At 75.0% G+C, this 26,673-nt stretch carries 1 protein-coding gene and 1 pseudogene; both read left to right on the top strand.

The annotated features are described in order from the left end of the window. Positions 1-6: 6 nt before the first annotated feature. Positions 7-16,860, top strand: a complete 16,854-nt coding sequence (locus EKH77_RS02255) for a type I polyketide synthase (RefSeq protein ID WP_126912756.1) — start codon at positions 7-9, stop codon at positions 16,858-16,860. Positions 16,861-17,056: 196 nt separating this feature from the next. Then, a pseudogene (locus tag EKH77_RS34710) lies at positions 17,057-26,673 on the top strand (type I polyketide synthase).

Here is a 26,673-nt window from a genome sequence, read left to right as displayed (position 1 = left end):
CACGCAATGTCGAACGACAGCAAGCTCGTTGACTACCTCAAGTGGGTCACGGCGGATCTGCACCAGACCCGCCAACGGCTGCTGGAAGTCGAGGCCGGAAAGCAGGAGCCCATCGCCATCGTGGGCATGTCCTGCCGGCTGCCGGGCGGGGTGCGGTCCCCGGAGGATCTCTGGCGGATGCTGCACGAGGGACGTGACGGCATCACGCCCTTCCCGACCGACCGTGGGTGGAACCTCGAGGCCCTGACGGGCGACGGCGGTAACGGCGGTGACGGCAGCAGCGTCACCACCGAGGGCGGCTTCGTCGACGCGGCCGGCTTCGACGCCGACTTCTTCGGCATATCGCCGCGCGAGGCCGTGACGATGGACCCGCAGCAGCGGCTGTTGCTGGAGGCGTCCTGGGAGGCGATCGAGCGCGCGGGCATCGCCCCGGCCTCCCTCCAGGGCAGCAAGACGGGCGTCTTCGTCGGCACCAACGGCGTCGACTACGCGGGCGTCGTGATGAACTCCCAGGAGGACGTGGAGGGCCACGGCGGCACCAGCCTCGCCGGCAGCGTCCTCTCCGGGCGCGTCTCGTACACCTTCGGGCTTGAGGGCCCGGCGGTGACGGTCGACACGGCGTGCTCGTCGTCGCTCGTCGCCCTCCACCTAGCCAGCCACGCGCTGCGCAACGAGGAGTGCTCGCTGGCGCTCGCCGGTGGTGTGACGGTCCTGTCGACGCCGATGGGCTTCGCGGGCTTCAGCCGCCAGGGCGGTCTGGCGGCGGACGGCCGCTGCAAGGCGTTCGCGGACGGCGCCGACGGCACGGGCTGGTCGGAGGGCGTCGGCGTGCTCGTCCTGGAGCGGCTGTCGGACGCCCGGCGCAACGGGCACCGGATCCTGGGCGTGATACGCGGGTCCGCGGTGAACCAGGACGGCGCGTCGAGCGGCCTGACGGCGCCGAACGGCCCGTCGCAGCAGCGGGTGATCCGCCAGGCGCTGGCGAGCGCGGGTCTGAGCGCCGCCGACGTGGACGCGGTGGAGGCGCACGGTACGGGTACGACGCTGGGCGACCCGATCGAGGCGCAGGCGCTCCTGGCCACGTACGGGCGCGAGCGGGACGCGGACCGGCCGTTGTGGCTGGGGTCGGTGAAGTCCAATATCGGTCACACGCAGGCCGCCGCCGGTGTCGCCGGGATCATCAAGATGGTCATGGCGATGCGGCACGGCGTCCTGCCGAAGACGCTGCACGTCGACCAGCCCTCCACCCACGTCGACTGGTCGGCGGGCGCGGTGGAACTGCTGACGGACGCCCGGGCGTGGCCGGAGGTGGACCGGCCGTGGCGCGCGGGCGTGTCGTCGTTCGGCATCAGCGGCACGAACGCGCACGTCATCGTCGAGCAGGCCCCGGCGGACGAGCCCGCCGAAGAGCCGGCCCCGGCCCCCGAGGTACCGTCGCCGGCCGTCGTGCCCTGGCCGGCGTCCGGGAAGACCGAGGCCGCCCTGGCGGCGCAACTGGAGCGGATCATGGCCCTGGTGGGCACGGACTCCCCGGCGGACATCGGCTACTCGCTGGCCACCGGCCGTTCCCACCTCGCCCACCGCGCCGTGCTCCTGGCGGGCGCCGGCGAGGCCCTTGAGATCGCGCGCGGTGTGACCGGGGATGTCGAGAGAAAGCCGGCGTTCCTGTTCTCGGGGCAGGGGTCGCAGCGGCTGGGGATGGGGCGGGAGTTGTATGCCCGGTTCCCGGTGTTCGCGGAGGCGCTGGACGGGATCGCGGCTCGTTTCGACGGGCTGCGGGACGTCATGTTCGGTGACGATGCTGATGCGCTGAACGGTACGGGTTTCGCTCAGCCCGCGCTTTTCGCGATCGAGGTGGCGCTGTACAGGCTGGTCGAGTCGTGGGGAGTGCGGCCGGACTTCGTGGCCGGGCATTCGATCGGTGAGATCGCTGCCGCGCATGTCGCGGGTGTGTTCTCCCTTGAGGATGCGTGTTCCCTCGTCGCAGCCCGTGCTCGGTTGATGAACGCGCTGCCTTCCGGTGGTGCGATGGTCGCCGTCCAGGCATCCGAGGACGAGGTCGTGGGGCGGCTGGTCGAGGGCGTGTCCATCGCGGCCGTCAACGGCCCGACGGCTGTCGTCATCGCCGGTGACGAGGACGCGGCTCTGGCCACCGCATCGGGTTTCGCTGCCGAAGGCCGCAAGACCCAGCGGTTGTCGGTGAGTCACGCCTTCCACTCGCCGTTGATGGATCCGATGCTGGACGATTTCCGTCGGGCCATCGAGGGCCTGTCCTACCAGGCCCCGGCCATTCCCCTGATCTCGAATGTGACGGGTGAGCTCGCCTCGGCCGAGCTCGTCACCACCCCCGAGTACTGGGTGCGGCATGTCCGTGAGGCCGTCCGCTTCGCCGACGGCGTCCGTTCCCTTGCCGCCGCAGGTGCTACCGCCTTCCTCGAGCTCGGTCCCGAGGGTGTCCTGACCGCCCTCGCCCAGCACACCCTCGACCCCGACCAGGACCTGCTCTCCGTCCCGGCCCTCCGCAAGGACCGCCCGGAAGAGACCGCTCTCCTCACCGCCCTCGCCCAGCTCCACGTGTCGGGCGTCGAGGTCGACTGGGCGGCCTGGTTCGCCGGTACGTCCGCCCGTCAGGTCGACGTGCCCACCTACGCCTTCCAGCACGAGCGTTTCTGGCCCCGCCCCGCCGCCCTCACCGGTGATGTCAGCGGTGCCGGGCTGATGCCCGCCGGGCACCCCCTGCTTGGCGCCACGCTCGCCCTCGCGGACTCCGAGGAGGTGCTGTTCACCGGCAAGCTGTCGCTGCGCACGCACCCGTGGCTGTCAGATCACGTGCTGGGTGACAACGCCTTGTTCCCCGGCACCGGGTTCCTGGAGCTGGCCCTGCGCGCCGGGGACCAGGTGGGGTGCGACCGGGTGGAGGAGTTCACGCTCCTCGCGCCGCTGGTGCTGCCCGAGGAGGGCGCGGTCCTGATCCAGGTGCTGGTCGGCGCGCCCGACGAGGCCGGCGACCGTACCGTGACCGTCCACTCCCGTCCGGACGACGCCCCCGGCCTGCCGTGGACCGAGCACGCCACGGGCGCGCTGACGACGGGCGAGCGGGTCGCCGCCTTCGACGCGACGGTCTGGCCGCCGCAGAACGCGGTGGTCGTCGACCTCGAGGAGTTCTACGGGCGGACCGAGTACGGGCCCGTCTTCCAGGGGCTGCGGTCGGTGTGGCTGCGCGAGGGCGAGGTGTTCGTCGAGGCCGCGTTGCCCGCCGACGCCGCCGGGGACGCCGGTGCCTTCGGGCTTCACCCGGCCCTGCTGGACGCGGTGCTGCACGCCCACGGCTTCGCCGGGGTGGGTGACGAGCACCACCTGCTGATGCCCTTCGGCTGGAGCGGTGTGTCCCTGCACGCCGGCGGGGCGTCCGTGGTGCGGGCCCGGGTGGCGAAGACCGGTGACGAGTCGGTGTCCATCGCGGCCGTCGACGTCGAGGGCGCCCCGGTGCTGTCGGTGGAGACGCTGGCCTTCCGCGCCCGGTCGTCCGCCGTGTCCCCTGCCGCCGCCGCGCGCAGCGCCGAGCACGACGCGCTCCTGTCGCTCGACTGGATCCCCGCCCCGGACGTGGACGCGACCGGGCAGGTCAAGGCCGTGTCGCTGGGCACCGACGCCCTGGGCGTCGGCGCGACCGTCGCCACCCTGGCGGACCTCGAGGGCGACGAGGACCTGGTCCTCGTCCACCTTTCCGGCACCGATGGCGACGACGACGTCCCCGCCGCCGCCCACGCCCTGACGACCCATACCCTCCACCTGCTCCACGACTGGCTCACCCAGCGCCATTCCGAGCGCTCCCGTCTCGTCTTCGTCACCCGCAACGCCATGTCGGCCGACGAGGGCGAGGCCGTGGCGGATGTCGCCGCGAGTGCCGTGTGGGGTCTGGTGCGCTCGGCGCAGTCGGAGCACCCCGGGCGGCTCGTCCTCCTCGACCTCGACGAGTCCGCCGACCTCGCCTTGCTCCTGCCCACCCTGCCGGCCCTGCTCGCCACGGACGACGCCCAGTTCCTCGTACGCGACGGCCTCGTCCGCGTGGGACGGCTCGCCCACCTGAGCGCGGCCGCCGGGCTGCTGCCGCCCGCCGGGGTGCCGTGGCGGCTGGACACGGCCGCCAAGGGCAGCCTGGACGGGCTGCTCCTCATTCCGTGCCCCGAGACGCTGGCACCCCTCGCGCCCGGACAGGTCCGGGTCGAGGTCCAGGCCGCCGGTGTGAACTTCCGCGACGTGCTGAACGCCCTGGGCATGTACCCCGGTGAGGCCGGGCTGCTGGGCGCAGAGGCGGCCGGTGTTGTCGTCGAGGCCGGGCCCGAGGTGACCGGCGTGCGCGTCGGCGACCGGGTCATGGGCATGGTGCCCGGCGGCTTCGGCACCCTGGCCGTCGTCGACGAGCGGTTCCTGGCGCGGGTGCCGGAGGAGTGGACGGCGGCGGAGGCGGCGTCGGTGCCGCTGGTGTTCCTCACCGCCCTCTACGCCCTGAAGGACCTGGCCGGGCTGCGGGCCGGGCAGTCGATCCTGATCCACGCGGGCGCCGGCGGCGTCGGCATGGCAGCGATCCAGCTGGCCCGGCACCTGGGCGCCGAGGTGTTCGCCACCGCCAGTGAGGGCAAGTGGGACACCCTCCGCGAACTGGGCGTCCCCGACGACCACATCGCCTCCTCCCGGACCACCGACTTCGAGCGGCGTTTCCTGGAGACCACGGGCGGACGCGGCGTCGACGTCGTCCTCAACGCGCTGGCCGGCGAGTTCGTGGACGCCTCCCTCCGCCTCGTGGCCCCCGGCGGCCACTTCCTGGAGATGGGCAAGACCGACATCCGCGACCCCCGCTCCGTGACCGGGATCGACGGAGCCGAAGCACGGTACCGGGCCTTCGACCTCGCCGAGGCCGGCCCGGACCGGATCCGGGAGATGCTGACCGAGCTGCTCGGGCTGTTCGCCGGGGGCGCGCTGCGGCCGCTGCCCGTCGCCACCTGGGACGTCCGCCGGGCGCGCGAGGCTTTCCGCCACATGAGCCAGGCCCGCCACATCGGCAAGATCGTCCTCACCATGCCCCGCGCCTGGAACCCCGACGGCACCGTCCTCATCACCGGCGGCACCGGCGGTCTCGGCGGTGAACTGGCCCGCCACCTCGTCGCCGAACGCGGTGTGAAACACCTGCTGCTGGTCAGCCGGAGCGGCCCGGAGGCCCCGGGCGCGGCGGAGCTCCGCGACGAGCTGACCGCCGGGGGCGCCCACGTCACCGTCGCCGCCTGCGACGTGGCCGACCGCGACGCGCTCGCCGCCGTGCTGACCGCGATCCCCGCCGAGCGTCCGCTGACCGCGGTGATCCACACGGCGGGCCTCCTCGACGACGGCGTCGTCGCCTGGCTGACCCCGGAGCGGCTCGCCTCCGTCATGACCCCGAAGGTCGACGCGGCCTGGCACCTGCACGAGCTCACCAAGGACCTCGACCTCGCCGCCTTCGTCCTCTTCTCGTCGATCGCCGGTGTCACCGGCGCCGCCGGCCAGGGCAACTACGCCGCCGGCAACGTCTTCCTCGACACCCTCGCCCGGCACCGTACGGCCCTGGGCCTCGCCGCCCAGTCCCTGTCGTGGGGCGCGTGGACGCAGTCGACCGGCATGACGGGCACCCTGTCCGAGGCCGACATGCAGCGCATCGCCTCGTCCGGCGTGCCGCCCCTGACCGTCGAGCAGGGCCTGGCGCTGTTCGACGCCGCCGGGATCTGCGACGCCGCCCACCTCGTCGCCATCGGCGCCGTCTCCGGCCCCGTCCGGGTGGCCGGACCGGTCCCGCCCGTCCTGCGCGGCCTCGTCAAGACCACCCGGCGCGCCGCCGCGACCACCGCCGCCGGTGCGGGCACGGCCGCCGTGCTCACCCGACGGCTGGGGGAGCTGCGCGAGGACGAGCGCCTTCGCTTCGTCGTGGACCTCGTCCGGGCCGAGGCGGCCGCCGTCCTCGGCCACGCCTCCGCCAAGGCCGTCGACGACCGGCGCGAGTTCCACGACCTGGGCTTCGACTCGCTGACCGCCGTCGAGCTCCGCAACCGGCTCAGCACCGCCACCGGCCTGCGCCTCTCCGCGACCCTGGTCTTCGACTACCCCACCCCCACCGCGCTCGGCGAACACCTGCTGGCCCTGCTGCTGGACGAGCACGACAACGCCGACACGCCCGCGCGCACCGGCGCGGCGGCCGTCGACGCCGCCGACGACCCGATCGTCATCGTCGGCATGGCCTGCCGGCTGCCGGGCGGCGTGAACTCGCCGGAGGACCTCTGGCGGCTCGTCGCCGAGGGCCGCGAGGGCATCTCCGACTTCCCCACCGACCGCGACTGGGACCTCGACACCCTGCTGGGCGGCGACGACCGGGACGGCGGCCGGGGCCGCAGTGCCACCTCGCGCGGCGGCTTCCTCCACGGCATCGCCGACTTCGACGCCGACTTCTTCGGGATCTCCCCGCGCGAGGCCCTCGCCATGGACCCGCAGCAGCGGCTCCTCCTCCAGACCTCCTGGGAGGCCATCGAACGCGCCGGGATCGACCCCACCTCGCTGCGCGGCAGCCGGACCGGCGTCTTCGTCGGCACCGGCGGCCAGGACTACACGATGCTCGTGATGAACTCCGACGAGGACGTCGAGGGCCACACCAGCACCGGCCTCGCCGCGAGCGTCGTCTCCGGGCGCGTCTCGTACACCTTCGGCCTCGAGGGCCCGGCCGTCACCCTCGACACCGCGTGCTCGTCCTCGCTGGTGGCCCTGCACTGGGCCGCGCAGGCGCTGCGCTCGGGCGAGTGCACGCTGGCGCTGGCCGGCGGTGTCACCATCATGTCCACCTCCGTCGGCTTCCCGGGCTTCACCCGCCAGGGCGGCCTCGCCGCGGACGGCCGCTGCAAGGCCTTCTCGGACGAGGCCGACGGCACCGGCTGGTCCGAGGGCGTCGGCATGCTCGTCGTCGAGCGGCTCTCCGACGCCCGCCGCAACGGCCACGAGGTGCTGGCCGTCCTGCGCGGCTCCGCCATCAACCAGGACGGCGCCTCCAACGGCCTGACCGCCCCCAACGGCCCCTCCCAGCAGCGCGTCATCCGCCAGGCCCTCGCGAGCGCCGGACTCTCGACGGCCGACGTCGACGCCGTCGAGGCGCACGGCACGGGCACCACGCTGGGCGACCCGATCGAGGCCCAGGCCGTGCTGGCCACCTACGGCCAGGGCCGCGCCGAAGGCCAGCCGCTGCTGCTGGGCTCGGTGAAGTCCAACATCGGCCACACCCAGTCGGCCGCCGGTGTCGCGGGCGTCATCAAGATGGTCATGGCCATGCGCCACGGGACCCTCCCGAAGTCCCTCCACATCGGCACGCCCTCCTCGCACGTCGACTGGACGGCCGGTGACGTCCGGCTGCTCACGGAGGAGCGGGCCTGGCCCGAGACGGGCCGGCCCCGCCGGGCGGCCGTGTCGGCGTTCGGCATCAGTGGCACCAACGCGCACACGATCCTGGAGCAGGCCCCCGAGCCGGAGCCGGAGCCTGATGCGGGCGAGGGGGAGGCCCGGCCCGTCGCGATGACGGCCGTTCCGTGGCCCGTCTCGGCCAAGTCGGCCGACGCGCTGGACGCCCAGCTGGAGCGGCTGCGCGCCTGGGTGGCCGAGCGACCGGAGCTGACGCCCGCCGAGGTCGGCTTCACGCTGGCGGCCGGGCGGTCGTCCTTCGACCACCGCGCGGTGCTGCTGGCGGACGGTGACGAGGCTCGTGAGATCGCGCGCGGCACCACCGCCTCGGGCGGGTCGCTGGCCGTGGTCTTCTCCGGCCAGGGCTCGCAGCGTCTGGGGATGGGTCGCGAGCTGTACGCCCGTTTCCCGGTCTTCGCGGAGGCGCTGGACGCGGTGACGGCCCGCTTCGACGGGCTGCGGGATGTCATGTTCGGCGACGACGCCGACACGCTGAACTCGACGGGCTTCACTCAGCCCGCGCTTTTCGCCCTCGAAGTGGCCCTGTTCCGGCTGATCGAGTCGTGGGGAGTGCGACCGGACTTCGTCGCGGGGCATTCGATCGGTGAGATCACGGCGGCGCACGTCGCCGGTGTCCTCTCCCTTGAGGATGCGTGTTCCCTTGTCGCGGCTCGTGCTCGGTTGATGAACGCGCTGCCTTCCGGTGGTGCGATGGTCGCCGTCCAGGCGTCCGAGGACGAGGTCGAGGCCCTGCTGACCGCCGGTGTGTCCATCGCCGCCGTCAACGGTCCCGACGCCGTCGTCATCGCGGGTGAGGAAGCGGCCGTCCTGCGGATCGCCGAGGGCCTGGCCGCCGAGGGCCGCAAGACCCAGCGGCTCTCCGTCAGCCACGCCTTCCACTCGCCGCTCATGGACCCGATGCTGGAGGACTTCCACCAGGCCATCGACGGCCTGACGTTCAGCGAACCCCGCATCCCCCTGATCTCCAACGTCACGGGCGCCGTGGCCGCGCCCGGCCTGCCGCGCTCGGCGGACTACTGGGTGAGTCACGTCCGCGAGACCGTCCGCTTCGCCGACGGCGTACGGGCGCTGGCCGACGAGGGCGCCACCGCGTTCCTGGAGCTCGGCCCGGACGGCGTCCTCGCCGCCCTGACCCACCGCAGCCTGCCGGAGCGGGCCGGGGCACAGACCCCCGTGGCGGTGCCCGCTTTGCGCAAGGGCCGCCCCGAGGAGACCACGCTCGTCACCGCGCTGGCCGAACTGTACGCGGCGGGCGTCGGCGTCGAGTGGGCCGCGCTGTTCGACGGCACGGCCACCCGGCGGGCCGAACTGCCCACGTACGCCTTCCAGGGCCGGCGCTTCTGGCCCCGGCCGGGGGCGGCCGGCCCGGCGGCCGCCGCCGGTGACCCGGTCGACCAGCGGTTCTGGGCCGTCGTCGAGGGCGAGGACCTCGACGTCGACGGCCTCGCCGCCGACCTCGACGTCAGCGCCGAGGCCCTCGGCGCCGTCCTGCCCGCCCTGTCCACCTGGCGCCGCAACCGGCGCGGCCAGGCCATGCTGGACGCCGTGCGCTTCCGTGAGGCGTGGAAGCCGCTGTCCGGCGGCGCGCCCGGCCGTCGCCCGGCGGGCACCTGGCTCGTCGTCGCCCCGGCCCGCACGGCCCTCGCCCCCGCCGACGACGCGTGGACGACGACCGTGACCGAGGCCGTCGGAACCGACACGATCCGCCTCGACGTCGACCTCACCGCCGGCGCCCCCGACCGCGAGGCCCTGGCGGAACGGCTGCGTGAACTGGCCGCCGCCGGTACGGCCTTCGCGGGCGTGGTCTCCCTGCTCGCGCCGTTCACGGAGGCCGTCGGTGAGAGCGGAGGCGCGGTCGCCTCGACCGCCGTCCTCCTCCAGGCCCTGCGCGACGCGGACGTCACGGCACCGCTGTGGTGCGTGACGCGCGGCGCCGTCTCCATCGGCCGCTCGGACAGGCTCACTGCCCCGCAGCAGGCGGGCGTCTGGGGCCTGGGCCGAGTGGCGGCGCTGGAGTACCCGGCGGAGTGGGGCGGCCTCGTCGACCTGCCGGAGGACCTCGACACCCGGACCGCCCAGCGCCTCGCGGGCGTCCTGGCCGGCTCCGACGGCGAGGACCAGGTCGCGGTGCGCTCCTCCGCCGTGTACGGCCGCCGGCTCGCGCAGGCCCCCGAGGGCGCGCCGAACGACGGCTGGGAGCCCAAGGGCACCGTGCTGATCACCGGCGGTACCGGTGGCCGGGGCGGGCGGATCGCCCGTCGGCTCGCCGAGGCGGGCGCCCACCACCTCCTGCTCGTCAGCCGCCGGGGCGAGGAGGCGCCCGGCGCCGCCGGACTCGCGGCGGAGCTGCGCGAGCTGGGGGCGAGGGTCACCGTCGCCGCCTGCGACGCGGCCGACCGCGACGCGCTCGCGGCCGTGCTCGCCGCCGTCCCCGAGGACGCGCCGCTGACCGCCGTGGTGCACGCGGCCGGTGTCGTCGACGACGGCGTGCTGGCCGACCTCACCCCCGAACGGTTCGCCGCCGTGCACCGCGCGAAGGTCACCGCCGCTCTCCACCTGGACGAGCTGACGCGCGACCACGACCTCGCGGCATTCGTGCTGTTCTCGTCCGTCGCGGGCGCCGTCGGCAGCGCGGGCCGCGCCACCCTGGCCGCCGCCAACGCGGTCCTCGACGCCTTGGCCGTCCGGCGCCGCGCCGAGGGCCTCGCCGCGACGTCCCTGGCGTGGGGCGCCTGGATCGGTGACGAACCGTCGGACGACGGACAGCCGCTCGCGAACCCCCAGCAGCCGTACCCCGCTGTCCACCCGGACCTGGCGATCGCCGCCGTACGGCAGGCCGTCACCCGTCCCGAGCCCGGCCTCGTCCTCCTCGACCTCCAGCAGCCGCGCGTCCTGGACACCCTTCTCGGCGTACGGGACAGCGCCCTGCTCAGGGACCTGCCGGGCATCCGCACCGCCCGTACGGAGACCACCGTCTCCCGTGAGGACAGCGAGACGGCCGGCTCCGCCCTGCGGCAGCGGCTGCGGCGACTGGCCGCGAACGAGCGGCTCGCACCGCTGGTCGCCATGGTCCGTACGCACGTGGCGGCCGTCCTCGGCCACGCCGACGCGGCGGCCGTCGAACCCGACCGGAAGTTCCGCGACCTCGGCTTCGACTCGCTGACCGCGATCGAGCTGCCCAACCGGCTCAACCTGGCCACGGGCCTCCACCTGTCGGCCACCACCGTCTTCGACTACCCCACGTCCACGGCACTCGCCGAGCACCTCCTCGCCGAGCTGTCCGAGCTTGCCGAGCTGTCCGACGGAACCGGGGACGAGCCCGGTACCGCCGACGGCGGCCTGCCGGAGACGTACTCGCTCGCCGACGATCCGATCGCGATCGTGGGCATGGCCTGCCGCCTGCCCGGCGGCGTGACCTCGCCCGAAGACCTGTGGAGCCTGGTCTCCGAAGGACGCGACGGCATCAGCCCCTTCCCCGCCGACCGCGGCTGGGACCTGGAGACCCTCCGCACCGGCGGCCCCGGCGGCCGCGGCCGCAGCGCCACGCTGGAAGGCGGCTTCCTCGACGGCGTCGCCGGCTTCGACGCCGGGTTCTTCGGGATCTCGCCGCGCGAGGCCCTGGCGATGGACCCGCAGCAGCGGCTGCTGCTGGAGACGTCCTGGGAGGCGTTCGAACGGGCCGGCATCGCCCCCGAGAGCCTGCAGGGCAGCCGGACCGGCGTCTACGTCGGCACGAACGGCCTGGACTACGCCCAACTGGTGCTCAACTCCCGCGAGGACGTCGCCGGCCACACCGGCACCGGCCTCGCCAGCAGCGTCATCTCCGGCCGGATCTCCTACACCTTCGGCCTGGAGGGCCCGGCCGCCACGCTCGACACCGCGTGCTCGTCCTCGCTGGTGGCCCTCCACTGGGCCGCGCAGGCCCTGCGCGACGGCGAGTGCTCGCTGGCCCTGGCCGGCGGTGTCACCGTGATGACGACCCCGGCGAGCTTCGCCGGCTTCACCGTCCAGGGCGGCCTGGCCCCCGACGGCCGTTGCAAGGCCTACTCCGACGCCGCCGACGGCACCGCCTGGTCCGAGGGCGTCGGCATGCTCGTCCTGGAGCGGCTGAGCGACGCGCGCCGCAACGGCCACCCGGTGCTGGCGGTCGTCCGGGGCTCGGCCGTCAACCAGGACGGCGCGTCCAACGGCATCACCGCCCCCAACGGGCCGTCCCAGCAGCGCGTCATCCGCCAGGCCCTGGCCAACGCCGGGCTGAAGGCGGCGGACGTCGACGCGGTCGAGGGCCACGGCACGGGCACCCCGCTCGGCGACCCCATCGAGGCCCAGGCCCTCCTCGCCACCTACGGCCAGGACCGCCCGGCCGAACGGCCGCTGCTGCTCGGCTCGCTCAAGTCCAACATCGGCCACGCCCAGGCGGCGTCGGGCGTCGCCGGCGTCATCAAGACCGTGCTGGCACTGCGCCACGGCGTCCTGCCCAGGACCCTCCACCTCGACGAGCCGTCGTCGCACGTCGACTGGTCGGCGGGTGCGGTGGAGTTGTTGACGGAGTCGCGGTCGTGGCCGGAGGTGGGGCGTGCGTGGCGTGCGGGTGTGTCGTCGTTCGGCATCAGCGGCACGAACGCGCATGTGATCGTGGAGCAGGCGCCTGAGGCTGTTGGCGCTGAGGCCGGTGTTTCCTCGTCTTCGTCGTCGGGTGGGCTGGTGCCGTGGGTGGTGTCGGCGAAGTCCGAGAGCGCGCTGGCGGAGCAGGAGGAGCGTCTGGCCTCTGTGACGGCTGAGCCTGTTGATGTGGGCTTCTCGCTGGCGACGGGGCGGTCGGTCTTCGACCACCGTGCGGTGCTGCTGGCAGGGGCCGAGGTGGCTCGTGGGGTCGCCGTGGACCGGTCGCTGGCCGTGCTGTTCTCGGGCCAGGGCTCGCAGCGGCTCGGGATGGGCCGGGAGTTGTACGCCCGCTTCCCGGTGTTCGCGGAGTCCTTCGACGCGGCGGCGGCCCTGCTGGACGCGGAGCTGGAGCGTCCGCTGCGGGAGGTGATGTTCGGCGATGACGCGGAGGCGTTGAACGGTACGGGTTTTGCTCAGCCTGCGCTCTTCGCGCTTGAGGTGGCGCTGTACAGGCTGGTCGAGTCGTGGGGAGTGCGTCCGGATTTCGTCGCGGGGCATTCGATCGGTGAGATCGCTGCCGCGCATGTGGCGGGTGTGTTCTCGCTTGAGGATGCGTGTTCCCTCGTCGCGGCGCGTGCTCGGTTGATGAACGCGCTGCCTTCCGGTGGTGCGATGGTGGCTGTGCAGGCGTCCGAGGACGAGGTGGTGCCTCGTCTCGTCGCTGGTGTCTCGATCGCCGCTGTCAATGGCCCCGACGCCGTCGTCATCGCGGGTGAGGAGCCGGCGGTTCTGCGGATCGCCGAGGGCCTGGCTGCTGAGGGTCGTAAGACTCAGCGGTTGTCGGTGAGCCATGCGTTCCACTCGCCGCTCATGGACCCGATGCTGGACGACTTCCGTCGGGCCATCGAGGGCCTGTCCTTCCAGGCGCCTGCGATCCCGCTGGTCTCGAACGTGACAGGTGAGCTTGCTGAGGCCGAAGCCGTCACCACCCCCGAGTACTGGGTGCGCCACGTCCGCGACGCCGTCCGTTTCGCCGACGGCGTCCGAGCGTTGGCCGAGGCAGGTGCTACCGCCTTCCTCGAGCTCGGCCCCGACGGTGTCCTGACCGCCCTCGCCCAGCACACCCTCGACCCCGACCAGGACCTGCTCTCCGTCCCGGCCCTCCGCAAGGACCGCCCCGAGGAGGCCGCTCTCCTCACCGCCCTCGCCCAGCTCCACGTGTCGGGCGTCGAGGTCGACTGGACGGCCTGGTTCGCCGGTACGTCCGCCCGTCAGGTCGACGTGCCCACCTACGCCTTCCAGCACGAGCGTTTCTGGCCTCGCCCCGCCGCGCTCAGCGGTGATGTGACGTCGGCGGGTCTGGTCCCTGCGGACCACCCCCTCCTCGGTGCCGCCGTGTCGCTCGCGGAAGCCGGTGGAGTGCTGTTCACGAGCCGGCTCTCGCTGCTGGTGCACGGCTGGCTCACCGACCACACGGTGGGCGGGGCGGCCGTCATGCCCGCCGCCGGGTTCGTGGAGATCGCGGTGCGCGCGGGCGACCAGGTCGGCTGCGACCGGGTCGAGACGCTGACCGTGACCGCGCCGCTCGCGCTCACCGACGCCTCCGCGCTGGCGCTCCAGGTGTGGATCGGCGCGCCGGACGCCGTGGGGGCCCGCCCGGTGCGGGTCCACTCCCGGCCCGAGGACGCGCTCGACCAGCCGTGGACCGAGCACGCCACCGGTGTCCTCGCCGCCGGCGAGCGGGTCGCGCACTTCGACGCCTCCACCTGGCCGCCCACCGGCGCCACCGCCGTCGACCTGGACGGCTTCTACGACGCCACGCACTACGGCCCGGCCTTCCAGGGCCTGCGGGCGGTCTGGGTCCGCGGTGACGAGGTGTTCGCCGAGGCCGGGCTGCCCGGTGACGCCGCCGACGACGCCCGGTACTTCGGGCTGCACCCGGCGCTGCTCGACGCGGTCACCCACGCCGCCGGGTTCGCGGGCACCGGCGACGAGGACGTCATCCCGCAGGCCGCCGCCTGGAGCGGGGTGTCCCTGCACGCCGCCGGCGCCTCCGTGCTGCGCGCCCGGATCGCCCGCACCGGTGAGGACACCGTGTCCCTCGCGGCGGTCGACGCCGATGGCGCGCCCGTTCTGTCAGCGGAATCCCTGACGCTGAGCGCTCCTTCGGCGGAGGTTTCCGCTGCCCGGGGACGCGATCCGCTGTTCCGGGTGGACTGGGTCCCGGCGCCCGAGGTGCGCGCCGACCGCAGCGTGCGGTCGGTGACGCTCGGCACGGGCGCCGACGGGACCGTGTCCCTGGCGGGCGTCGAGGGCGGCGAGGACCTGGTCCTCGTCCACCTCTCGGGCACCACCGATGGCGCCACTGATGTCCCCACCACCGTCCACGCCCTGACCGGCCGTGTCCTCCAGCTCCTCCAGCAGTGGCTGGCCGACGACCGGTACGCCGCCTCCCGGCTCGTCTTCGTCACCCGTGGTGCCGTTTCCGCCGGTGCGGACGACGGCGTCACGGACCTGGCCGCCGGTACGGTCTGGGGCCTGGTGCGCTCGGCGCACGCGGAGCACCCCGACCGGTTCGTCCTTCTCGACCTGGACGCCGGCGCCGACCCGGCCTCGCTGCTCCCGGTCCTGCCGGGCCTGCTGGCCAGCGGGGACGCCCAGTTCGTCGTGCGCGGCGGCGAGGTGAGGGTGGGCCGCCTGGCCCAGCTGCCCGCCACCGCTGCCACTGTGGACACGACCCCGGCCTCCGCCCAGGTGCCCTGGCCCGCCGACGGGACCGTGCTGATCACCGGTGGTACGGGCGCCCTGGGCGGGCACCTCGCCCGGCGGCTCGCCGCCTCGGGCGTCCGGCACCTGCTGCTGACCAGCCGGCGCGGCCCGGCCGCGCCCGGCGCGGCGGAACTGGCCGAGGAGCTGCGGGCGCTGGGCGCGGAGCCCACCGTCGTGGCCTGCGACACGGCGGACCGTGACGCGGCCCGCGAGCTGCTCGCGGCGGTCCCGGCCGCCCGGCCGCTGGCCGCCGTGATCCACACGGCCGGTGTCCTCGACGACGGTGTGATCACCTCGCTGACCCCGGACCGGCTCTCGGGCGTCCTGCGCCCGAAGGTCGACGCCGCGTGGCACCTCCACGAGCTCACCAAGGGCCTCGACCTCGCCGCGTTCATCACGTTCTCGTCCGTCGCGGGCACCATGGGCAGCCCCGGCCAGGGCAACTACGCCGCCGCCAACGTCTTCCTGGACCTGCTCGCCCGGCACCGCCGGGACCAGGGCCTCGCCGGGATGTCGCTGGCGTGGGGCCCGTGGGCCCAGGACGCCGGTATGACCAGCAAGCTCAGCGAGGCCGACGTCCAGCGGATGCAGAGCGGCGGCATGCCGCCCCTGACGGTCGAACAGGGCCTCCACCTGTTCTTCTCGTCCCTCGGTTCCGACGAGCCGCTCGTGGTGCCGCTGGGGCTGGCCGCCGGGAGCATGCGGCCCGTGGGCGACGTCCCGCCGCTGTTCCGGGGCCTGGTCAAGGGCGGCCGGCGGGCCGCCGCGACCGCCTCGGGCGGCTCCGGCACGCCCGCCTCGTTCACCCGGCGGCTGCTGGAGATGGCGGAGGCCGACCGCGTGCGGCACGTCGTCGACCTCGTCCGCACCGAGGCGGCGGCCGTCCTCGGCCACGCCTCCGTCGAGGAGATCGGCGAGCGGCGCGACTTCTACGAGCTGGGCTTCGACTCCCTGACCTCCGTCGAGCTCCGCAACCGGCTCAGCTCCGCCACCGGGCTGCGGCTGCCCGCGACGCTCGTCTTCGACAGCAAGACGCCCGCCGACCTGGCCGCCTGGCTGCGCAGCGAGCTCGCCTCGCAGCCCGGCCCGGACGGCACCCCGGAGGGGGAGGGGCTGCGGATCCCGTCCGGCGAGCCGGAGATCGACTCGCTGGAGCGGCTGTTCCTCGACGCGATGACCAACGGCAAGATGCCGGAGGCGCAGAAGATGCTGGCCACCGTCGCGGCGCTGCGCCCGACGTTCGAGGCGACGGCCGAGCTGGAGGACCTGCCGCTGCCGGCGACCCTCGCCGAGGGCCCGGACGGGCCGAAGCTGATCTGTGTGAGCGCGCCCACCGCCAACGGCGGCGTCCACCAGTACGCGCGGCTCGCCGCGCACTTCCGGGGCCGGCGGGACGTGTCGGCGCTGCCGCTGATCGGTTTCGCCACCGGTGAGCGGCTGCCCGCGACGCCCGAGAGTGCCACGCGGGTGATCGCGGAGAGCGCGCTGCGCGCGAGCGACGGCGCCCCGTTCGTCCTCGTCGGCCACTCCTCCGGTGGCTCGTTCGCCTACGCGGCCGCCGGGCTGCTGGAGAGCACCTGGGGCATCCGGCCGGAGGCCGTGGTCCTGCTGGACACCCTCAGCATCCAGCACAACAGCGACGAGGGCGTCGACTACGCGGGCATGATGCGGCTCAACTTCGCGGGCCGCGACGCGTCCCCGGTGCGGATGACGAACTCCCGGCTTTCGGCGATGGGCCGCTGGATGGTCCTGCTCAACCGGCTGGAGGTGCGGCCGACCACCGCGCCCGTCCTGATGATCCAGTGCGACCGGCAGCTGCTGGGCACGGAGTCCGAGGCGCTCGGCACGGGCGGGGCGGCCGGCGCGGCGCAGGAGCCGCTGATCCCGTCGGCGCACGTCCGCATGGTCGACGCCGACCACCTCTCGATGGTCCGGGAGGACTCCGCCGCCACGGCCGCGATCATGGAGGACTGGCTGGGGGCGGTCACCGGCGCCTGACGCACGACCTCGGCGGGCGGCCTCCGGGCCGCCCGCCGCGGCGTGTTCCCCAGGACCTCTCACACCTCCTCGCGCCCTCATCTAGGGAAACCCGCAGTCGACCTCGATCAGGATGGCCTTGCAACGGGTCAGACGTGAGTGTCGGCAGTCGGCAGTCCGCTCCCCGAGACCGGCAGATCAGCGAGGGGTTGACATCCTGATGTCGAATGAGGGCAAGCTCCGCGAGTACCTCAAGCGTGCCATCGCCGACCTTCACGAGACCCGCGAGGAACTCGGCGAGACCCGGCGGCGGCAGCGCGAGCCCATCGCCATCGTCGCCATGGGCTGCCGCTACCCCGGCGGCGTGCGCACCCCCGAGGAGCTGTGGGAGCTGGTCGAGGGCGGCGTCGACGCCGTCACCGCCTTCCCCGCCAACCGCGGCTGGGACCTCGACGGCCTCTACGACCCCGACCCCGCCCACCAGGGCACCAGCTACGCCCGCGAGGGCGGCTTCCTCCACGACGCGGGCGAGTTCGACCCCGCGTTCTTCGGCATATCGCCCCGCGAGGCGACGGCCATGGACCCGCAGCAGCGACTCCTCCTGGAGACCGCGTGGGAGGTCGTCGAACGCGCCGGCATCGACCCGGCGTCCCTGGCCGGCACCCGCACCGGCGTCTTCGTCGGCACCGGCCCCGGCGGCTACGACCCGGGCGCCGTCTCCCTCGGCGCCGTCCAGCGTACCGACGAGGTGGGCGGTCACCTGCTGACCGGCAACGCCATCAGCGTCGCCTCCGGCCGCATCTCCTACGTCCTCGGCCTCGAAGGTCCCGCCCTCACCGTCGACACCGCCTGCTCCTCCTCCCTGGTCGCCCTCCACCTCGCGGTGCACTCGCTGCGCCAGGGCGAGTGCGCGATGGCGCTGGTGGGCGGGGCGACCGTGATGTCCACCCCGCAGATGTTCGTCGAGTTCTCCCGGCAGCGCGGGCTCGCCCCCGACGGCCGGTGCAAGCCCTTCTCCGCCGCCGCCGACGGCACCGGCTGGAGCGAGGGCGTCGGCCTGCTGCTCGTGGAGCGGCTGTCCGACGCGCGGCGCAACGGCCACCCCGTGCTGGCGGTCATCCGTGGCTCGGCCGTCAACCAGGACGGCGCGTCCAACGGCCTGACCGCCCCCAACGGGCCCTCCCAGCAGCGCGTCATCCGCCAGGCCCTCGCCAACGCCGAGCTCACCGCCCACGAGATCGACGCCGTCGAGGCCCACGGCACGGGCACCACCCTGGGCGACCCCATCGAGGCCCACGCCCTCCTCGCCACCTACGGCCGGCAGCGCCCCGCAGACCAGCCCGTCCTCCTCGGCTCGCTGAAGTCCAACATCGGTCACACGCAGGCCGCCGCCGGTGTCGCGGGCGTGATGAAGATGGTCCTGGCCATGCGCCACGGCCTCCTGCCGAAGACCCTCCACCTCGACGAGCCCACCCCGCACGTCGACTGGACGTCCGGCCACGCCCGGCTGCTGACCGGCCAGGAGGCCTGGCCGGAGACCGGCCGGCCGCGCCGGGCCGCCGTCTCCTCGTTCGGTGTCAGCGGCACCAACGCCCACGTCATCATCGAACAGGCCCCGGAACCGGAGCCCGTGGAGCAGCCGGAAGAGCCGGCGCCCGTCCCCGCCGTGCGGCCCGCCGCGCTGCCGTGGGCCCTGTCGGCCCGCTCCGAGGAGGCCCTGCGGGCCCAGGCCGTGCGCCTCGCCCGGCATCTGCGCGCCCACCCCGGGCTCGCCCCCGCCGACGCGGCCTTCTCCCTCGCGGCCGGCCGGCCCCTGATGGAACACCGGGCGTTCGTCGTGGCCGATGGCCGCGAGGAGGCCCTGGCCGGGCTCGACGGCCTCGCCGCGGGCCGGACCGCGAACGGCCTCGTCACCGGCACGGCCGCCAAGAAGACCCCCACGGCGTTCCTCTTCGCCGGACAGGGCTCCCAGCGCCCCGGCATGGGTCGCGAACTCCACCGCACCTACCCGGTGTTCGCCGAGGCCTTCGACGCGGTGTGCGCGGAACTCGACCCGCTGCTGGACCGCCCGCTGCGCGAGATCGTCCTCGCCGAAGAGGGCACGGCCGAGGCCGCGCTGCTGGACCGGACCGGCTGGACGCAGACCGCCCTGTTCGCCGTCGAGGTCGCCCTCCACCGGCTTGTCGAATCCTGGGGTGTCACCCCGCAGTTCGTCGGCGGCCACTCCATCGGCGAGCTGTCCGCCGCCCACGTCGCGGGCGTCCTCTCCCTCCCCGACGCCGCCCGCCTCGTGGCCGCCCGCGCCCGCCTCATGGAGGCGCTGCCCGAGGGCGGGGCGATGCTGGCCGTCGAGGCCGGCGAGGACGAGATCCGTGCCTCCCTCACCGGACTCGACGAGCAGGTGTCCGTCGCGGCGGTCAACGGGCCGCGCTCCGTCGTCGTCTCCGGCGACGAGGACACCGTCACCCGCCTTGCCGCCCAGTGGGGGGCCGAGGGCCGCCGCACCAAGCGGCTGCGGGTCAGCCACGCCTTCCACTCGCCGCGCATGGACGCCATGCTGGACGACTTCCGGCGCGTCGCCGAGAGCCTCGCCTACCAGGCCCCGCGCGTTCCCGTCGTCTCCACCGTCACGGGCGCGCTCGCCGGCGCGGACGAGCTGACCTCCCCCGAGTACTGGGTGCGCCAGGTCCGCGCGACCGTCTGCTTCGCCGACGCCGTACGGGCCCTGGAGGACGCGGGCGTGACGGCCTTCGTCGAGGTCGGCCCGGGCGGGGTGCTCACCCCGCTGGTCGAGGGCTGCCTGACCACCGCCGGCGCGGCCGTGGCCGTGCCCCTGCTGCGCGGCGACCGCCCCGAGGCCCGCGCCCTCGCCGAGGGCCTCGCGGCGGCCTCGGCACGCGGCGTCCGCGTCGACTGGGCCGCCGCCTTCGCCGGCGTCGACGCCACGCGCGTCGACCTGCCCACCTACGCCTTCCAGCGGCAGTGGTACTGGCTGAACACCACCGACGCCCCCGCCGGCACCGACACGGCCCCCGCCCCGGCCGACGCCGTCGACGACGACTTCTGGGCGGCCGTCGAACGCGAGGACACCCGCACCCTCTCCGACGTCCTCGCGCTCGACGGGGACGACGCCACCACTCTCGGCGGCATCCTGCCCGCCCTCGCGTCCTGGCGCCGCCGCCGCACCACCCGCGCCACCGTCGACGGATGGAGCTACCGCACCACCTGGACCCCGGTCACCACCGGCACCGACCGCGCCCCCGCCGGCCGCTGGCTCCTCGCCGTCCCCGCCACCACCGGCGAGGAGGCGGACGGCTGGATCGACGCGCTCACCGGCCCGGGCGGCCCGCGCGCCGACAAGCTGACCCTGACCGGCGACGAGGCCGCCGACCGCGACGCGCTCACCGCCGCCCTCGCCGACGGGCCCGTGGCCGGCGTGCTGTCCCTGCTCGCCCTCGACGAACGACCCCACCCCGAGCACCCCTCCGTACCGCTCGCCCTCACCACGACCACAGCGCTCCTGACCGCCCTGGAAGCCGCCGACACCACCGCCACCCTGTGGTGCGCCACCCGGGGCGCCGTGGCCGCCGACGCCACCGAGGCACCGACGAGCCTCACCCAGGCACAGCTGTGGGGACTCGGCCGCGTGGCCGCCCTCGAACACCCCGGCAACTGGGGCGGACTGATCGACCTCCCGGAGCACGCCGACGCGCGAGCCCTCTCCGCCCTCCTCGGCGTGCTCGCCGACGGCCGCGAGGACCAGGTCGCCCTCCGCCCCGCCGGAACCCTCGCCCGCCGCCTGGAGCGCGTCCCGGCCGCCGCCGACGACACGGACACCGCCTGGCCCGTCCGCGGCACGGTCCTGATCACCGGCGGCACGGGCGCGCTGGGCGCCCGGGTGGCCCGTACCCTCGCCGAGGCCGGCGCCGAACACCTGCTGCTCACCGGCCGGCGCGGCGCGGACGCCCCCGGCGCCCGCGAACTGGCCGCCGAACTCACCGCGCACGGCACCCGCGTCACCCTCGCCGCCTGCGACGCCGCCGACCGCGACGCCCTCGCCGCCCTCCTCGCGGACATCCCGGACGACACCCCCCTCACGGGCGTCGTCCACGCCGCCGGCGTCCTGGACGACGGCGTCCTCACCACCCTCACCCCCGAACGCTTCGCGACCGTCCTGCGGCCCAAGGCCGACGCCGCCCGCCACCTCCACGAGCTGACCCAGGGCCAGGACCTGGACATGTTCGTCCTGTTCTCCTCGATCACCGGCGTCATCGGCAACGCCGGCCAGGCCAACTACGCCGCCGCCAACGCCTGCCTCGACGCCCTCGCCGAACAGCGCCGCCACCAGGGCCTGGCCGCCACCTCCGTGGCCTGGGGCCCGTGGGCGGGCGACGGCATGGCCACCGACGACGCCCTCGCCGGCCGTATGAGCCGCGACGGACTGCGGCCCATGGCCCCCGCCCCCGCCCTCGCCGCCCTGCGGCAGGCCGTCGCCCGGGGCACGGCCCACACCACCGTCGCCGACATCGACTGGGCCCCCTACGCCGCCGCCCTCACCGCCACTCGCCCCTGCCCCCTGATCGACGGCGTGCCCGAGGCCCGCCGTACCCGCGAAGCCGCCGGCGCCCCGGGCGCCGCACCCGGCGGCTCGCCGCTGCGCGACCGGCTCACCGGTCGCCCGGCCGCCGAACAGGACCGGCTGCTCGTCGACCTGGTCCGCGAGGAGATCGCCAAGGTCCTCGGCCACGCCTCACCCGACGGCATCGACGCGGGCCGGGCCTTCCGCGACCTCGGTTTCGACTCCCTCACGGCCGTCGAGCTGCGCAACCGCCTCTCCGCCGCGACAGGCGTACGGCTGCCCGCCACCCTCCTCTTCGACCACCCCACGGCCGCCGCCGTGGCCGCGCTCCTGCGCACCGAGGTCCTGGGCGCGACGGACGCCGCACTCGAGCAGGCCGACGCGGCCGCCCTCCTCGACGAGCCCGTGGCGATCGTCGGCATGGCCTGCCGCTTCCCCGGCGGCGCCAACTCCCCGAGGACTTCTGGCGACTCCTCGCCGAGGGCGCCGACGGCATCATCCCCTTCCCCGAGGACCGGGGCTGGGACACCGCCGGCCTCCACCACCCCGACCCCGACCACCAAGGCACCAGCTACGTCCGCGAGGGCGGCTTCCTCACGGACGCGGCCGGCTTCGACGCCGGGTTCTTCGGCATATCGCCCCGCGAGGCCCTGGCCATGGACCCCCAGCAGCGGCTCCTGCTGGAGACCACCTGGGAGGTCCTCGAACGGGCCGGCATCGACCCGACGTCCCTGCGCGGCAGCCGCACCGGCGTGTTCGCCGGCACCAACTCGAACGACTACCAGACCATCCTCGACGGCACCCGCGACGAGGTCGCGGGCCACCTGCTGACCGGCAACGCCATGAGCGTGGTCTCCGGCCGCGTCGCCTACACCTTCGGCTTCGAGGGCCCGGCCGTCACCGTGGACACGGCCTGCTCGTCGTCGCTGGTCGCCCTCCACATGGCCGCCCAGTCGCTGCGCCAGGGCGAGTGCACGCTCGCCCTCGCGGGCGGCGTGACCGTCATGTCGACCCCGTACTCCTTCGTGGAGTTCTCCCGGCAGCGCGGGCTCGCCGCCGACGGCCGGTGCAAGCCCTTCGCGGCCGCCGCCGACGGCACCGGCTGGAGCGAGGGCGTCGGCCTGCTGCTGGTGGAGCGGCTGTCGGACGCGCGGCGCAACGGCCACCCGGTGCTGGCGGTCGTCCGCGGCAGCGCCGTCAACCAGGACGGCGCGTCGAACGGGCTGAGCGCCCCGAACGGCCCGTCGCAGCAGCGCGTCATCCGCCAGGCGCTGGCCAACGCGGGCCTGGCGGCTGCCGATGTGGATGCCGTGGAGGCCCACGGCACCGGTACGACCCTGGGCGACCCGATCGAGGCGCAGGCGCTGCTGGCGACCTACGGTCAGGACCGGCCGGAGGGCCGGCCGCTGTGGCTGGGGTCGGTGAAGTCCAACATCGGCCACACGCAGGCCGCCGCAGGCGTCGCGGGCGTGATGAAGATGGTCCTGGCCATGCGCCACGGCGTCCTGCCGCGCAGCCTCCACATCGACGAGCCCACCCCGCACGTCGACTGGGCCACCGGTGCCGTCGCCCTGCTCGCCGAACCCACCGAGTGGCCCGGCGACGACCGGCCCCGCCGGGCCGGCGTGTCCTCGTTCGGCATCAGCGGCACCAACGCCCACATCATCCTCGAACAGGCCCCGGCGGAGGCCCCGGCGGACGAGCCCGTGACCGAGGCCCCCGCCGCCCCGGGCCCGTGGCTGCTCTCCGCGAAGACCGGCGACGCCCTCCGCGACCAGGCCCGCCTGCTGGCCGAGTACGTCCGCGCCGCCGAGGCGCCCGACGCCGCCGGCATCGCGCACGCGCTGGCGACCGGCCGCGCCGCCCTGGAGCACCGGGCGGCCGTCGTCACCGGCGGCACCGACACCGGCGAACTCCTCGCCGCGCTCGACGCGCTGGCCGCCGGGCTGCCCTCGCCGCACGTCCTCGACGGCACCGCCGAGGGCGACAGGGGACCGGTGTTCGTCTTCCCCGGCCAGGGCTCCCAGTGGGCCGGCATGGCCCTCGAACTCCTCGACACCTCCCCGGCCTTCGCCGAACGCCTCGCCGAATGCGGCGCCGCGCTGTCCCAGTACGTCGACTGGTCACTGCCGGATGTCCTCCGGGGCGCCCCCGGGGCGCCGTCCCTCGACCGGGTGGACGTCGTCCAGCCCGCGCTGTTCGCCGTGATGGTGTCGCTGGCCGCGCTGTGGCGCGCGCACGGCGTCGAGCCCGCCGCCGTCCTCGGCCACTCGCAGGGCGAGATCGCCGCCGCCTGCGTGGCGGGCGCCCTCGGCCTGGACGACGCGGCCCGCGTCGTCGCCCTGCGCAGCCAGGCCATCGCCCGCGCCCTGTCCGGCGACGGCGGCATGGTCTCCGTCGCCCAGCCCGCCGACGCCGTCCGCGAGCGCATCCGCGCCTGGGGTGAGCGCGTCTCCGTCGCGGCCGTCAACGGCCCCGCCTCCGTGGTCGTCTCCGGCGAGCCCGGCGCCCTCGACGAACTCCTCGCCGCCTGCGAGCGCGACGGCGTGCGCGCCCGGCGCGTGCCCGTCGACTACGCCTCCCACTCCGCCCAGGTCGAGCGGATCCACGACGAACTGCTCACCCTGCTGGCCCCGGTCACGCCGCGCCCCGCCGAGGTCCCGTTCTACTCGACGGTCACCGGCGAGCCCGTCGACACGACCACGCTCGACGCCGCCTACTGGTACCGCAACCTGCGGCAGACCGTCGAGTTCGAGGAGACCACGCGGGCGCTGCTGCGCGCCGGGCACCGGTCCTTCATCGAGGTCAGCCCCCACCCGGTGGTCATCGCCGGAGTGCAGGAGACCGCCGCCGACACCGGTGTGACCGCTGCCGCGACGGGCACCCTGCGCCGCGACGACGGCGGTCCCGCCCGCTTCCGCGCCGCGCTCGCCGACGCCTGGACGCACGGCGTCCCCGTGGACTGGTCCACGCTGTTCCCGGGCACCGCACGTGTCGACCTGCCCACCTACGCCTTCCAACGGCAGCGGTACTGGCCGCGCGTCGTCGAGGGCGCGGGCAACGTGGCCTCCGCCGGGCTGGAGTCGCCCGAGCACCCGATGCTGGGCGCGTCCGTGGAACTCGCGGGCGGCGGCGGGCTGATGGTCACCGCGCGCTGGTCCGTGCGCACCCACCCCTGGCTCGCCGACCACGCCGTGTCCGGCACCGTCGTCGTCCCCGGTGCCGCGCTCGTCGAGGCCGTGATCCGTGCCGGCGACGAGCTCGGCTGCGGCCACGTCGACGAACTCACCCTCCACGCCCCCGTCGTCCTGCCCGAGCGCGGCGAGATCCGGGTGCAGATCGCCGTCGGCGCCCCCGAGGAGTCCGGGCACCGCCCGGTGACCCTCCACGCCCGCACCCTCGACCCGGCCGCCCGCACCACCGAGGACACCTGGACCGAGCACGCCACCGGCACCCTCGCCCCCGCCGCCCCGGCGGCACCCCAGGAGCTCACCTCCTGGCCGCCGCAGGGCGCCGAGGCGCTCGCCGTGGACGGCTTCTACACCACGCTCGCCGAGCGCGGCTACGGCTACGGGCCGGTCTTCCAGGGCGTACGGGCCGCCTGGCGGCACGGCACGGACGTGTACGCCGAGGTGGAGCTGCCCGAACGGGCCCGCACCGACGCCGCCCGCTTCGGCCTCCACCCCGCCCTGCTGGACGCCGCCCTCCACCCGGCCGGGCTCGGCCCGCTCGACGCCGGGGACGGCCGCCCCGGCATGCCGTTCTCCTGGACCGGCGTCACCCTCCACGCCACCGGCGCCACCCTGCTGCGCGTACGGATCGCGCCCGCCGGACCGGACGCCATCGCCGTGACCATGGCCGACGGCACGGGCCGCCCGGTAGCCACCGTCGAGCGGCTGACCGTGCGCCCCGTACCGGCCGCGCTCCTCGACCCGGCCGCCCACGCGGCTCGCGAGGCGCTGTTCCACGTGGAGTGGACCCCGCTGACGCGCCCCCAGGCCACGGAGGCCGACGGCGGGACGACCGCGTGGGTCCTGATCGGGCCCGACCCGGACGGCGCGGTCGCCACCGCCCTCGCCGACGCGGGCGTGGCCGTGACCGCGTGGGACGGCCTCGCGGCCCTGGCCACGTCCACCGAGCCCGTACCCGACGTGATCGCGGTCCTCGCCACCGGCGGCGGCCGCCCCGACGACGCGCCGGACACCGCGCTCGAACGCGCGCTCGCGCTCGTCCAGGCGTGGCTCGCCGATGAACGGTTCGCCGACACCCGCCTCGTCGTCGTCACCCGGAACGCCGTCGCCACCCACACCGGCGAGGACGTCCGGGACCTGCCGGCCGCCGCCGTGCGCGGCCTGCTGCGCTCGGCGCAGTCCGAGCACCCCGGCCGGATCGTCCTCGCCGACGTCGACGCGCACACCGGCTCCTGGCCGCCGCTGCCCGCCCTCGTCGCCGAAGCCGACGAACCCCAGCTGGCGCTCCGTCAGGGCACCGCCCACGCCCCCCGCCTCGTCCGTACCCACACCCACGCGCCCCTGCCCGTCCCCGACGGCCAGGACCCGTGGCGGCTGGACATCCCCGAGAAGGGCACCGTCGACAACCTCGCGCTGACGCCCTGCCCCGAGGCCGCCGGCCCCCTGGAGCCCGGCCAGGTCCGCATCGCCGTCCGGGCCGCCGGCCTGAACTTCCGCGACGTCCTCAACTCCCTCGGCATGTACCCCGGCGGTGCCGAGTACCTGGGCTCCGAGGCGGCCGGTGTCGTCGTCGAGACCGGCCCCGGTGCCGACGGGATCGCCGTCGGCGACCGCGTCATGGGCATGGTGCCCGGCGGCTTCGGCCCGCTGGCCGTGGCCGACCACCGCGTCCTCGCACCCGTACCGCGCGGCATGTCCTTCGAGCAGGCCGCCGCCGTCCCCGTGGTGTTCCTCACCGCCTACTACGCCCTGCGCGACCTCGCCGGCCTCACCGCCGGGGAGTCCGTCCTCATCCACGCCGCCGCCGGCGGCGTCGGCATGGCCGCCGCGCAACTGGCCCGCCACTGGGGCGCCGACGTCCTCGGCACCGCCAGCACCCACAAGCAGGACCTGCTGCGCGCCGACGGCTGGCCCGCCGAGAAGCTGGCCTCCTCCCGCACCCTCGACTTCGAGGACCACTTCCGGGGGACCACCGGCGGCCGGGGCGTGGACGTCGTCCTCAACTCCCTCGCCGGCGACTTCGTCGACGCCTCGCTGCGGCTGCTGCCCCCGGCGGCCGGCTGA

The organism is Streptomyces luteoverticillatus (assembly GCF_003970715.1).
Lineage (GTDB): Bacteria > Actinomycetota > Actinomycetes > Streptomycetales > Streptomycetaceae > Streptomyces > Streptomyces abikoensis.
The sequence above is the reverse complement of the archived record's forward strand: the minus strand, read 5'-3'. Positions and strand labels throughout refer to the sequence as shown.

Bases quoted from the DNA above. Each gene is read 5' to 3' on its own strand.
- EKH77_RS02255 (WP_126912756.1), top strand. From the start codon at position 7: ATGTCGAACGACAGCAAGCTCGTTGACTACCTCAAGTGGGTCACGGCG.